The 11,990-nt window shown below is 69.9% G+C and carries 15 protein-coding genes; 9 read left to right on the top strand and 6 right to left on the bottom strand.

The features are described 5' to 3' along the window. Positions 1 to 72: 72 nt before the first annotated feature. The 3 genes from ACFYW8_RS02255 to ACFYW8_RS02245 all read left to right on the top strand — a co-directional run bounded on the left by ACFYW8_RS02255 (position 73) and on the right by ACFYW8_RS02245 (position 3,540). On the top strand, positions 73 to 1,608 hold the full coding sequence (locus ACFYW8_RS02255; protein ID WP_389066241.1) for a purine-cytosine permease family protein: 1,536 nt from the start codon (positions 73 to 75) through the stop codon (positions 1,606 to 1,608). Between the two features lie 74 nt (positions 1,609 to 1,682). Further along, positions 1,683 to 2,084, top strand: coding sequence for a YybH family protein (locus tag ACFYW8_RS02250; protein ID WP_389066238.1), 402 nt, complete (start codon positions 1,683 to 1,685; stop codon positions 2,082 to 2,084). A gap of 16 nt (positions 2,085 to 2,100) precedes the next feature. Further along, positions 2,101 to 3,540, top strand: a complete 1,440-nt coding sequence (locus ACFYW8_RS02245; RefSeq protein ID WP_389066234.1) for a gamma-aminobutyraldehyde dehydrogenase — start codon at positions 2,101 to 2,103, stop codon at positions 3,538 to 3,540. Between the two features lie 75 nt (positions 3,541 to 3,615). On the opposite strand, the gene ACFYW8_RS02240 is transcribed toward ACFYW8_RS02245, so the two are convergent. After that, positions 3,616 to 4,428: a polysaccharide lyase family 7 protein gene (locus ACFYW8_RS02240; RefSeq protein ID WP_389066608.1), complete on the bottom strand. Its 813-nt coding sequence runs from the start codon at positions 4,426 to 4,428 to the stop codon at positions 3,616 to 3,618. A gap of 210 nt (positions 4,429 to 4,638) precedes the next feature. Here ACFYW8_RS02240 and ACFYW8_RS02235 point away from each other — a divergent pair, with 210 nt between their 5' ends. The 3 genes from ACFYW8_RS02235 (at position 4,639) to ACFYW8_RS02225 (ending at position 6,246) form a co-directional block, all read left to right on the top strand. Next, positions 4,639 to 5,130, top strand: coding sequence for an SRPBCC domain-containing protein (locus ACFYW8_RS02235; RefSeq protein ID WP_389066232.1), 492 nt, complete (start codon positions 4,639 to 4,641; stop codon positions 5,128 to 5,130). 280 nt (positions 5,131 to 5,410) lie between these two features. After that, positions 5,411 to 6,025: a hypothetical protein gene (locus ACFYW8_RS02230; protein WP_389066228.1), complete on the top strand. Its 615-nt coding sequence runs from the start codon at positions 5,411 to 5,413 to the stop codon at positions 6,023 to 6,025. Continuing rightward, complete coding sequence (locus ACFYW8_RS02225; protein ID WP_365877416.1) at positions 6,022 to 6,246, top strand: hypothetical protein; 225 nt, start codon at positions 6,022 to 6,024, stop codon at positions 6,244 to 6,246. Before ACFYW8_RS02230 ends, ACFYW8_RS02225 begins: the two co-directional genes overlap by 4 nt. Before the next feature lie 99 nt (positions 6,247 to 6,345). Here the strand turns inward: ACFYW8_RS02225 and ACFYW8_RS02220 are convergent, their stop codons facing one another. Both ACFYW8_RS02220 and ACFYW8_RS02215 read right to left on the bottom strand, forming a co-directional pair. Beyond that, the gene (locus ACFYW8_RS02220; protein ID WP_261705160.1) at positions 6,346 to 6,606 is read right to left on the bottom strand and encodes a hypothetical protein; all 261 of its coding nucleotides are present in this window, start codon (positions 6,604 to 6,606) and stop codon (positions 6,346 to 6,348) included. Between the two features lie 99 nt (positions 6,607 to 6,705). Then, on the bottom strand, positions 6,706 to 7,545 hold the full coding sequence (locus ACFYW8_RS02215; protein WP_389066218.1) for an alpha/beta fold hydrolase: 840 nt from the start codon (positions 7,543 to 7,545) through the stop codon (positions 6,706 to 6,708). Between the two features lie 124 nt (positions 7,546 to 7,669). Between ACFYW8_RS02215 and ACFYW8_RS02210 the strand changes: the two genes are divergently transcribed. Further along, positions 7,670 to 8,095: a MarR family winged helix-turn-helix transcriptional regulator gene (locus tag ACFYW8_RS02210; protein WP_389066604.1), complete on the top strand. Its 426-nt coding sequence runs from the start codon at positions 7,670 to 7,672 to the stop codon at positions 8,093 to 8,095. 114 nt (positions 8,096 to 8,209) lie between these two features. Beyond that, entirely contained in the window at positions 8,210 to 8,743 is a 534-nt protein-coding gene (locus ACFYW8_RS02205; RefSeq protein ID WP_365877420.1) for a GNAT family N-acetyltransferase, read from the top strand. Positions 8,744 to 8,800: 57 nt separating this feature from the next. Here ACFYW8_RS02205 and ACFYW8_RS02200 read toward each other — a convergent pair whose 3' ends face one another. Next, a complete protein-coding gene (locus ACFYW8_RS02200; RefSeq protein ID WP_389066212.1) occupies positions 8,801 to 9,229 on the bottom strand; it encodes a YrdB family protein in 429 nt (142 codons plus the stop codon). Positions 9,230 to 9,467: 238 nt separating this feature from the next. Between ACFYW8_RS02200 and ACFYW8_RS02195 the strand changes: the two genes are divergently transcribed. After that, a complete protein-coding gene (locus ACFYW8_RS02195) occupies positions 9,468 to 10,385 on the top strand; it encodes an NADP-dependent oxidoreductase (RefSeq protein WP_389066208.1) in 918 nt (305 codons plus the stop codon). A 36-nt stretch (positions 10,386 to 10,421) separates the two neighbouring features. Here ACFYW8_RS02195 and ACFYW8_RS02190 read toward each other — a convergent pair whose 3' ends face one another. Further along, complete coding sequence (locus ACFYW8_RS02190) at positions 10,422 to 11,162, bottom strand: class I SAM-dependent DNA methyltransferase (protein ID WP_389066204.1); 741 nt, start codon at positions 11,160 to 11,162, stop codon at positions 10,422 to 10,424. A gap of 170 nt (positions 11,163 to 11,332) precedes the next feature. Further along, positions 11,333 to 11,899: a TetR family transcriptional regulator gene (locus tag ACFYW8_RS02185; protein WP_389066199.1), complete on the bottom strand. Its 567-nt coding sequence runs from the start codon at positions 11,897 to 11,899 to the stop codon at positions 11,333 to 11,335. Between the last annotated feature and the right edge of the window lie 91 nt (positions 11,900 to 11,990).

The raw sequence follows: 11,990 nt of genomic DNA, 5'->3' as shown, positions 1-11,990 counted from the left end.
CGCAGGTCACCGGGCGCCTCACACTGTGGAAGCCACCGTTTGAACGGTGCACTAACTGACATTGGAGGGCCCGTGACGACCTCGGTCACCGAAATCGAGACATATGGCGTCGAGCGAATCCCGGACGAGGACCGTACGGCCCGGCCGATCGACCTGTTCCGGCTCGCCTTCGGCGGCGCCAACACCTTCGCGACCTGTGTGCTGGGCGCGTTCCCGATCCTCTTCGGGCTCTCCTTCTGGCAGGGGCTCGCGGCGACCGTCCTCGGCCTGGTCGCGGGCGCGCTCCTGCTGGCCCCGATGGCACTGTTCGGCCCCGCCAACGGCACGAACAACGCGGTCTCCTCCTCCGCGCACCTGGGCGTGCACGGCCGGGTCGTCGGTTCCTTCCTCTCGCTGCTCACCGCCATCGCGTTCTTCTCGATCTCGGTGTGGTCCTCGGGAGACGCGCTCGTCGGCGGCGCGCACCGGCTGGTCCACGTCCCCGAGTCGGACGTCACCTACGGCATCGCGTACGCGATCTTCGGCGGACTCGTGCTCGTCGTGTGCGTCTACGGCTTCCGCTTCATGCTGCTGGTCAACAAGATCGCGGTGCTGGCGGCCTCGGCCCTCTTCGTGCTCGGCGCCTTCGCCTTCGCGGGTGACTTCGACCCCGGTTACGCGGGCGCCTTCGCCTCGACGCACGACGCGCTGTTCTGGCCGTCGTTCATCGGCGCCGCGCTGATCGTGCTCTCCAACCCGGTCTCCTTCGGCGCGTTCCTGGGTGACTGGTCCCGCTACATCCCCGCGAACACCCCGCGCCGCCGCGTGATGGGCGCCGCGTTCCTCGCCCAGATCGCCACCCTGCTGCCCTTCGTCTTCGGCCTGGCCACGGCGTCGATCATCGCGACGAAGGCCGCGAAGTACGTCGACCCGGCCGCCCCGAACTACGTGGGCGGACTGCTGGCCATCTCCCCCGGCTGGTACTTCCTGCCGCTCTGCCTGATCGCCCTGATCGGTGGCCTGTCGACCGGCACGACGTCCCTCTACGGAACGGGGCTGGACTTCGCCAGCGTCTTCCCGCGCTTCAACCGCGTCCAGGCCACCTTCTTCATCGGTGTCCTGTCCATCGGATTCATCTTCCTCGGCCGCTTCGCGCTCAACCTCACGCAGTCCATCTCCACCTTCGCCACGCTGATCATCACCTGCACCGCACCGTGGATGGTCGTCATGGCGCTCGGCTACGTCACCCGGCGCGGCTGGTACGACGCCGAGGCGCTGCAGGTCTTCAACCGCCGTCAGCGCGGTGGCCGCTACTGGTTCGCGCACGGCTGGAACTGGCGCGGCATGGGCACCTGGATCGTCAGTGCGGTGGTGGCGCTCCTCTTCACCAACCTGCCGGGCCAGTTCGTCGGCCCGCTGGGCAACCTCGCGAACGGCGCGGACATCTCGCTGCCGGTGGGTCTCGCCCTGGCGGTCGTCCTCTACCTCGCCGCGCTCGTCGTGTTCCCCGAGCCGCGCGCCGTGTTCGGTCCGGCCGGACCCCGCTTCGTCCCGGCGTCCGACGCCGACATCACGCCGATCACCGGTGACACCGAGGAGAAGACCCCCGAGCCCGCCGCGGCGCTCTGATCCCTCACCGTCACCGACACCACCGACCGGGCGCCCGGTCCTGACCGCCGGGCGCCCCTGACCAGGAGCAGCGCATGAGCACCACCACCGTCAAGGAAGTCCGGTCCGCCGCGGACGCGCTCGTCGCCGCGTTCGCCGAGGGCCGCCTCGACGACTACTTCGGCGCCTTCGCCCCGGACGCGACGTTCGTCTTCCACACCACCCCGCGGCGGCTCGGCTCCACGGCCGAGTACCGCGCCCTGTGGCAGCAGTGGGTGGAAGAGGACGGTTTCCGCGTCCTCGGCTGCACCTCGTCCGCACAGCTGGTCCAGCCCTTCGGCGACACGGCCGTGTTCAGCCACGACGTGGAGACCCGGGTCGCCACCAACGCCGACGAGGAGACGGTCCACGAGCGGGAGACCATCGTCTTCGCCCGCTCCGCGGACGGCACCTGGCTCGCCGTCCACGAGCACCTGTCCCCCCGTACCGCCGCCTGACCAGGAGAGACGTTCCATGAGCAGCACGTTCCGCAACTACATCGACGGTGCCTTCGCGGACGCCGCCGACGGCCGGACGCTCGATGTGGTGGACCCCACCACCGGTGACGTCTACGCGACCTCCCCGCTCTCGGGCGGGGCCGAGGTCGACGCGGCGATGGCCGCCGCGGCCGCGGCGTTCCCCGTCTGGCGCGACGCGACCCCGTCCGTGCGGCAGCGCGCCCTGCTGAAGATCGCCGACGCGATGGAGGCACGGGCCGAGGAGCTGGTCGCCGCGGAGAGCCGGGACACCGGCAAGCCGCTGCACCTCACCCTCAGCGAGGAGCTCGGCCCGGCGATCGACCAGGTCCGCTTCTTCGCGGGCGCGGCCCGGATGCTGGAGGGCCGCTCGGCCGGCGAGTACATGGAGGGGATGACCTCGATCATCCGCCGTGAGCCGGTCGGTGTGTGCGCTCAGGTCGCGCCGTGGAACTACCCCCTGCTGATGGCCGTGTGGAAGTTCGCCCCCGCGCTCGCGGCGGGCAACGCGGTCGTCCTCAAGCCCTCGGACACCACCCCGGCCTCCACGGTGCTGATCGCGGAGATCATCGGCGGAGTCCTGGCGGAGCTGGGCCTGCCCCAGGGCATTTTCAACGTGGTCTGCGGCGACCGCGAGACCGGTCGGCTGATGGTGGAGCACCCGACCCCGGCGATGGCCTCCATCACCGGTTCGGTGCGCGCGGGCATCCAGGTCGCGCAGAGCGCCGCCAAGGACGTCAAGCGGGTCCACCTGGAGCTCGGCGGCAAGGCCCCGGCCGTGGTCTTCGAGGACGCCGACCTGGCGAAGGCGGTCGAGGACCTGGTGGTCGGCGGCTTCTTCAACGCCGGTCAGGACTGCACGGCCGCGACCCGCGTCCTGGTCCACGAGTCGGTCCACGACGAGTTCGTCGCCGCCCTCGCCGAGGCCGCGGCCGGGACGAAGACCGGGCAGCCGGACGACGGGGACGTCCTGTACGGACCGCTCAACAACGCGAACCAGCTCGCCCAGGTCAGCGGCTTCATCGAGCGGCTGCCCGAGCACGCGAGGGTCGAGGCGGGCGGCCACCGGGTGGGCGACAAGGGCTACTTCTACGCCCCCACCGTCGTCTCGGGCCTGAAGCAGGACGACGAGATCGTCCAGAACGAGGTCTTCGGCCCGGTCATGACCGTCCAGTCGTTCACGGACGAGGACCAGGCCGTCGCGTACGCCAACGGCGTCGACTACGCGCTGGCCTCCTCGGTGTGGACCAGGGACCACGCGCGGGCGATGCGGATGTCGAAGAACCTCGACTTCGGCTGTGTGTGGATCAACACCCACATGGCGCTGGTCGCCGAGATGCCGCACGGCGGGTTCAAGCGGTCCGGCTACGGCAAGGACCTCTCCGCGTACGGCTTCGAGGACTACACCCGGATCAAGCACGTCATGACGTCGCTCTGACCGGACGTTCCGTCGACAGAGGGGTGAGCGCGGCGCCTTCGCCGTGCTCACCCCTCTGTCGCGTGCGACGACCTGTCAGCCGTGCGAGACGTTCAGACCGTAGAAGGCGACTCGCGCCCCCTTCGTGGTGCTGTCGGAGGACGACTGGTTGTACGAGCCGGCCTTGAAGTACTGCTTGTACGGGAAGAACGACGACGGAATCGCGTAGTGCGTGGTGCTGCCGTTGACGGTCAGGTCGATGGTGTTGCCGCCGGAGACGGCGATCGTGTAGGTCCACGTCTTGCCGACCGCCACATGTCCCACCGTATGGGTCGTCTGTCCGCCGGACGGCGAGTTCTCGGTGCCGGCGACGATGTCGCCGCTGGAGCGGTAGTACAGCTCCACCAGGGGTTTGGTGGACGATCCTCCGGAGCCGAGGTGGATCTGGCCGACACACACGTTGGACGTCACCGACACCACGCGCAGCGTCGCACTCAGCCGGTGGCTGCCGCCGAGCGACCAGTCCGCCGCGCTGCCGCTGCGGTTCATCTCCCGCAGTTCGGAGCGGGCGTAGGAGGAGTTGGGCGTCGTGACGCCCTTCTCGGGCGCCCAGAAAGTCATGGCGCCGTCGCGGGTGTCCGTGTAGAAGTACGCGTCCTGGTAGCCGTTCGCCCCCTGCAGCCGGGCGGAGGAGATGGTGGTGGGCGAGCCCGGGGAGCCCACGGGCTCCTGGAGCTGCCAGACGGACAGGTCGAAGTTGCCGCCGGGCGCGACCTTCGGGTCTGCGGCGCCGGCGCTGGAGGCGCCGAGGACGGTGGCCACGGCGATGACGCCCGCGACGGTGGCCGTCGCCAGAAGCCTCCCGCCGCGTTCGGCTGATGTTCGGGTACGTGGTCGAGTGTTCAACATGACGGTCACGGCCTTTCGTCTGGTGGAGCGGATGCAGACGGCGGGGAAGGCGACGTTCACATAGCTGAACGATGAGCTCAACCGTGAACTCACCTGCCGTGACGCTAAAGGTCTGAACCAACCTCGTCAAGGGGTCGCGCGGGGGCTCGGGGAGAGCGGCCCGCCCGGCCTGACCCTCCGTCAGCGTCCCCGCTGTGTAGCCTGAAAGGCGTGTATACGACGCGCGTCTCGCGGCGGGTGAACGCCTCGCGAGCGGAGATCTACCGGGCACTGCTGGACGCCACCGCTGTCGCGAGATGGCGGGTGCCGACGGGTATGCGCGGCGAGGTGCACGAGTTCGACGCCCGCGAGGGCGGCGCCTTCCGGGTCTCACTCACGCATGAGGCACCGGACGCGACGGGCAAGTCGGAGGCGCGGACCGACACGTACCACGGCCGCTTCGTGGAGCTCGTCCCGGACGAACGGGTCGTCGAGGTGGTCGAGTTCGAGACGGCCGATCCCGGACTCCGCGGAGAGATGACCATGACGACGGAGCTGGCCGAGACGGACGGCGGCACCGAGGTGGTCATCGTGCACGAGGGCGTGCCGGACGCGGTACCCGCCGCCGACAACGAGACCGGCACGCGCATGGCGTTGGCCAACCTGGCCCGGCTGGTCGAGCCGGGCCATGACGTCAACCCCGGTGACACGCCACGAAGTTGACACCACGGCTGCGGTCGCGGCCGCCCCGGCACCCGCTCACCGCCTCGGCCGGGAGCCGCCTCGACGGCCGCTTCGGCGGCCGCTTCGGCGGCCGCTTCGGCGGCTTCGCCCGGGACGCCACGTCGTGGGAGGCTCACGCGGGGAGGGGCACACCGTGTTGGCCCATTGGGATGATTCACCGGCGCCGCAGGGTGAACGACGGGACGGTACGCCCGCGTGGGCGGCCGCCGGTCCCACGCGGTCACTAGCGTGGCTCCTTGTGTCGATGAGCTATGCCTTTGTGAACCTGAAACCCGGAGTGGGCAAGACGACGAGCGCGGTGTGGTTGGCCCACGCCCTGCACGAGTCGGGCTTCTCACCGCTGCTGGTGGACAGCGACCCCGCGTCATCGGCGCTGCGCTGGAGCGAACTGGCGGGAGGCTTCCCGTTCCCCGTGTTCTCCCTCCCGGTGGGCGACGTGCACCGGCGCGTGAACGACTTCCTCGGTGACCGGCAGGCCGTGGTGTTCGACGCCCCGCAGATGGAGGACCACGCCCACATCGCCCGCAGCGTCATGAGGTACGCGAGCGAGTGGATCGTGCCGGTGACCCCGTCCCCCATCGAACTGGACCGCATGGCGCCCATCGGCGGCGAGATGGGCGACGTCCAGTCCCTGCGCGCCCGCCCCGCCCGCTCCGCCGTACTGCTGAACCGCACGAACCGTCCCGACGCCACGCGTACCGGTCCCGACGCCGACGCCCGCGAAGCGCTCACCGAGCGCGGCTTCGACGTGTTGTCCACCCACATCCCCCGACTCGACCTGTACTCCCAGTCGTTCGGCAGCCCTGTCGAGGTCAAGGGATCCGCGTACATGGACCTCGCGGACGAGCTCATCAAGCGTCAGGACACGAAGTGAATCAGCGCAAGGACACCTACCGAGCCGCCCTGCAGCGGGAACCGGACGCGGCCGCACCCCGCCACGCCAAGGTGGCACGGCTGCACACGCGATACGTCCGAGTGACGATCGAGCTGGACCCCGCGTTGCCGCGCGAACTGACCCGGTGGGTGGGACCACCCGTGTCCGCGATCCTGCGCGCCGGCGCAACGGTGCTGCGTCCGCTGACGGGCACCTCGTAAGCCCGGTGCCGCGCAGCCGACAGCGCGTGCCCGCAGGGAGCATCGGGGAGTGGGAGGCAAGGCCGGTTTCGCGACGCGGCCGGAATCCGTGACGAAGGCTCAGGTCTCCATCGGGTGGCCACCGTCGCCCTCGACCACGACCCGGTCGACACCCGGCTCGTCGGCTCGTTCGACCATCGTCAGGTCGATCTCCCCGTCACCGGTGGTGTCGAACTGGTAGAGATCGGCCTTGCCGTCACCTGTGGTGTCGGTCATCCAGACGTCGGTGCGTCCGTCGCCGTTGGTGTCGGCGCTGAGGACGACGTGATGCTCGTCCCCCTGGGTCTCGATCACTTCGTCCGTGCCGTCATTCGTCTCCATGACGGCCGGTTGCCCCGGTCGACAGGTCCAAAACAATGGCCCGTTCCGGCCTGGCGGGCCGCGCGGCCCTGCCCGGCGGCCCGCTGACGGTTGAACGGTTCAGGTCAGGAACTGCGTGAGCAGACGATTGAGCTCGGCCGGTTGTTCCGTGGGGAGGGAGTGGTGGGAGGCGTTCGAAAGGAGGTCGACACGCGCCCCGGGCATGAGCCGCCGGGCCCCTGCGGCCGCCCTCCGTGCGTTGTGGGCGCGGCTGCGCCCGGCCAGGAGCACCAGGGCCGGAACGGCGCAGGACCTCAGCTCCTCCGGCCTGGGGCGTCGCATGGCGACGACCTTCGACCGGCGTGCGCCCGCCGTGCTTCCCAGGAACGCCTGCCAGGTGGGATTCTCGGGGGTACGGCCCGTTTCCCACCGGTGGAAGGCCTCCACGCGTTCGGCGGTGGGTCCGAGCAGCATCGGCAGTGCGCGCAGGACATATCGGACGCTCATGCCGGCGAAGCAGTTGGTGGGGTCCAGCAACGCGAGGCGGCCGATCCGCCGGGGTGCGCGCAGCGCGTAGTTCAGGGCGATCCAGGCGCCGTAGGAGTGGCCGCACAGGTGCGCGCCGTCGAGACGCAACTCGTCGAAGAGCGTGTCGAGCCAGGTCATGAGGTCCTCGGCTCCGCGCAGAGGCGCTCCGTCGTGCACGCTGCGCCCTATGTCGCCCATCAGGTCCGGGGCGTACACCCTATGACCGACGGACAGGGCACCCACGTTGGCGAACCACACCACGGAGGTGGTCCCGCCACCGGGCAGCAGCACGAGCGGGGTGCCGTTCTTCGGACCGCTGACATGGACCCGGGTACTGCCGTAGCGAGACGGCACGTCGACGCTGTCGACCTCCACGGGCCACTGCTGCAGAACGGAGTCGTACGCCGAGAGGAACGCCGCCTCGTCACTCATGATCGCCGCCTATGATTACTCGACCAACGATAATCTCGATGAACGAGATAATATCGCCGGGAGGGACAGCGTGGACGATCGGGAACCGGACCTGCAACTGGTCCATCTGCTACGAGCCGTCACCATGGAACTGGATCTCTTCGCCGCCGAGTTCGCCGGACTCCACGGGCTGCACCCCACGGATGTGCGTGCGCTGATCCACCTGCTGGATGCCGCACGGGCCGACACCCCCGCCACGCCCGGGTGGCTCGGTGCGCGGCTCGGGGTGAACTCGGCATCGACCACGGCCCTGGTCGACAGGCTGGAACGTCTGGAGCTCGTCCGCCGGGAGCGGGACACCCACGACCGCCGACGGGTTCGGATCACCGTCACGGACCGGGCCGTCACTCTGGGCTGGTCGTTCTTCGGGCCGCTGATCAACGAGATGGTGGCGTCGATGCGTACGTTCGACGAGAAGGATCTGGCCACGGTACGACGTTTCCTGCTGGCCATGCGTGACGTCGCCGCCGCCGGGCGAAGGAACCAGCGCCGCGGTTCCGCTGGGGGGTGAATCACGGCAGGATGCCGCTCCGGGCCGGTCCCGCTTCCCGGGCGCACCCCGAAGCGATGCGTCGCCACCCCCTTCCACCAGCCGGTACTTCGCCGGTAAGGCAGGATGGGTGTCATGACCGAGATCCGCACCCCCCGCCTCCTCCTCCGCCGCTGGTACGACGACGACCTCGCCCCGATGGCGGACATCAACGCGGACCCCGACGTCATGCGCTGGATCGACGACGGGTCGGTCCTCGACCTGGAGGCCACGGCCGAGGCGATCGAGCAGTGGGAAGACGAATGGGACGAGGAAGGCTTCGGTCTCTTCGCCGTCGAACTGCTGGGCTCGGGCGAGATGGCCGGCTTCGCGGGACTGTCCGTGCCCGAGTACCTGCCCGAGGTCATGCCCGCCGTGGCGATCAGCTGGCGGTTCGGCTCACAGTTCTGGGGCCAGGGCTACGCGTCCGAAGCCGCCCACGCCACGCTGGAGTTCGCGCTCCAGGACCGCGGCCTCGACCGCGTCATCAGCATCAACCGGATGGGCAACGAGGCCTCGGAGAACGTCGTCCGCAAGCTCGGCATGAAGCTGGACGGCGAAGCGACGCACCCCGTCCACGGCTTCCCGCTCAACATCCACGCCATCGATCTCACCGAGTTCCAGGCCTGAATCCCCTTCTCGACACCCTGGGCCCGCTTCGGTGGGCCCACCCCCCGTTCCTGTGCCTCAGTCCGACTCCGATGAACCGGCCGTGCCCTCCGATACCGTCTCCCGGCCGGGCACGGTACGGCGAAGGGTTTCGGCCACCGCCGTGTTCGCGACCACGACGACCGCCATGACCACGGCGGCAACGGGATGCCCCACTCCGTACACGGCCGCCGCGCCACCGCCCAGCACCACTGCCTTGACGAGAAGCACGAGGGGCAGCCCGGGTCGCAGGCGCGCCTTCGGCGCCGCGAACAACGACCAGAGCGCGATGGCCGACAGGGGCACCCCCACGCCGAGCAGGATGTGGGTCAACCGGCTGTGACCGGTGGTGAATCCCCACCAGCTCAGACACGCCAGCGCGACAAGCTCCACCACGAACGCCAGGACTTCGTTGGCCGCGAACCACGGCCGCTCGGCGAACAGGGCCGTGTCGTGGTCCGTTGACATGAAGTCCCCTCGGTGTGCGGAAGCCCAGCATGGCAGGGCGGCACCATCCGATGCACCCGTTCAACGAACGCATGTCCAGGGCCACTCGGAAGGTCGGTGAACACTTCCTCTGAGCGTTGACCCCGGGAACACACCTCCGGCCCTGAGGTGTTGTGTGCCGTGGCACGGTCGCTGTGTGACCGTTCCGAGCCCTCGCTGTCCAAGGCCCGACCGAACGAGGAAGAACGGTGATCACGCGATGAAGGCGGTGCGGTTCCACGAGTACGGCGGGATCGATGTGCTGCGGGTGGAGGAGGTGGAGCGGCCGACGCCCGGACCCGGGGAGGTGCTCGTCGAGGTCCGCGCGGCCGGGATCCAGCCCGGCGAGGCGATGATCCGCGAGGGCGCGCGGCACGGACGCTGGCCGGCGGCGTTCCCCTCCGGGCAGGGCAGCGATCTGGCCGGTGTCGTGGTGGAGGCCGGTCCCCAGGTGCGCGGCTTCGCGGTGGGCGACGAGGTCCTGGGCTTCACCCACAACAGGGCGAGCCACGCGGAGTTCGTCGTGGTCGAGGACGTGAAGCTGACCTCGCGTCCGAAGGGTCTTTCCTGGGATGCGGCCGGGTCGTTGTACGTGGCCGGTACGACCGCGTACGCCACCGTGTTCGCGGTGGACCCCGGACCGGCCGACACGGTCGTCGTGTCCGGTGCGGCGGGTGGCGTCGGGGCCCTGGCCGTGCAGCTCGCCCGGCGGCGCGGCGCCACGGTGATCGGGCTGGCGAGCGAGCGGAACCACGCCTGGTTGAAGGAGCAGGGGGTCGTCCCGGTCCACTACGGCGAAGGTGCAGCCGTGCGGATCCGGGAGGCCGCGGGCGGGACGGTCCACGCGTTCATCGACACGTTCGGCGACGGATATGTGGACCTGGCCGTGGAGTTGGGCGTGCGGCCCGGTCGGATCAACACGATCCGCGACTGGGAGGCGGCGGCCCGGGTCGGCGCACACACGTACGGCGAGGGCGCGGCGGCCTGCGCGGTGGTGGTCGGCGAACTGGCCCGGCTCGCGGCTCGCGGAGATCTGGAGGTGCCGATCGCCCGGACGTACCCGCTGGAGCGGGTCCGGGACGCGTTCCGGGAGCTGGAACTGCGGCGGACCCACGGCAAGATCGTGCTCCGGCCCTGAGGACGCACCCCTCGGACCGCCCGGCCTGTTTCGCGGTCAGGGGGCGGGTTTCTCCCAGACCGAGACATGCCGGCGGCTCTCGCTCGTGAAGGAGGCCCGGGTCCAGCCGTCCCATCGCTCGCGCAGTCGCAGGCCGGCGAGCCGGGCCATCAGGTCGAGTTCCGACGGCCACACATACCTGAACGGGATCGATCGGTACTCGCCGCGGCCGTCGACGACCTCGACGTAGTTCGAACTTGTCGCCTGGGTGGCGACGTCGTAGATGTCGAACGCCCATCGTGTGGGGCTCACTTGGAAGGGCACGACGTTCTGGCCCGCCGGGAGTCTGCGCAGTTCGGGGATCGCCACCTCGATGACGAAGCAGCCCCCGGGCTCCAGGTGGGCCGCCGCGTTGCGGAAGCACGCGACCTGTTCCTCCTGCGTCGTGAGGTTCATGATCGTGTTGAAGACCAGGTAGGCGACGGAGAACGTCCCGTCCACCCTCGTCGTCGCGAAGTCACCGATCGTGACGTCGATCGCGTCACCCTCCGGCTTGGCGCGCAGCCGGGCGACCATCGCCCGTGACAGGTCGATGCCGTGGACCGGGACTCCGCGTCGCGCCAGCGGGACCGCGACGCGTCCCGTCCCGATGCCCAGCTCGAGGGCCTGGCCGCCGGCGGCCAGGTCCGCCAGGAAGTCGGCCGTCGCGTCGATGACGCCGGGCTCGAACATCTCCCCCGACGACTGGTCGTAGGCCGCGGCAACTCGCTCGCCGAAGTATCCATCCGCTTCGTCCATCGCCAGACCGTACTGCGGGAGCCCTTCGCGGCGCGCGCCAATTGTTCGGCGTTCACGGTCGCGGGCTCGGGGCCTTTCCGGCGCACCTTCGGTGTGAGGTGGCTGTCACCTGGGGACGGGACTGAACCGCCTTTGCCCGGGCCCGACTTCAAGCCGGTCCGGGAGGGGCGTCACGCGTCCGCGGTCACTGCCCTCAGGCCGGCCAGTGACTCCCGTATGAACTGGGCCAGTTCCTTTTCCTCGGTCCGGTCCACCCAGCGCCGGAAGGCGATCTTGAAGACGGCGATCCCCACCTCCGCGGCGAGCCCTGCGGAGGTCTCGTCGACACCACGCTGCCGCAGCGCGTCACTGAGCGTCGCGGACAGCGACGCGAGTTTGATCAGCTCGCGTTCCTGCAACTCGGTGTTGGCGTCGATGACGGACTGCCGCTGCCGGGCGTGCTCCTCGCGTGCCTCCAGCACGGCCGCGGCGCCGTCGAGGGCCACCGCCACGGCATCGAGCGGGGTGGCGGACTCCGGGGCCTGCGCCACGGCACCGGCGAGCACGTCCCGCAACTCGCTCGAGCCCGCGAAGAGCACCTCGCGCTTGTCCGCGTAGTGCCGGAAGAACGTCCGCTCCGTCAGCCCCGCCCGCTCGGCGATCTCCGCCACCGAGGTGCGGTCGAAGCCTCGCTCGACATAGAGCTCCAGTGCCGCCCGCGCGAGGCGGCCTCCCGCGTCCGGCTGCCATCGACCCATGCTTGGCATCGTACTCGACGGCAGTGACTGACATCGGGAGCGGCACTTCGATGACAGTCACTGACATCGAGTGCTACGTTTGATGACAGCT

It is taken from the genome of Streptomyces sp. NPDC002742 (assembly GCF_042888885.1).
Lineage (GTDB): Bacteria > Actinomycetota > Actinomycetes > Streptomycetales > Streptomycetaceae > Streptomyces.
This window is presented reverse-complemented; position numbering and strand designations above follow the sequence as displayed.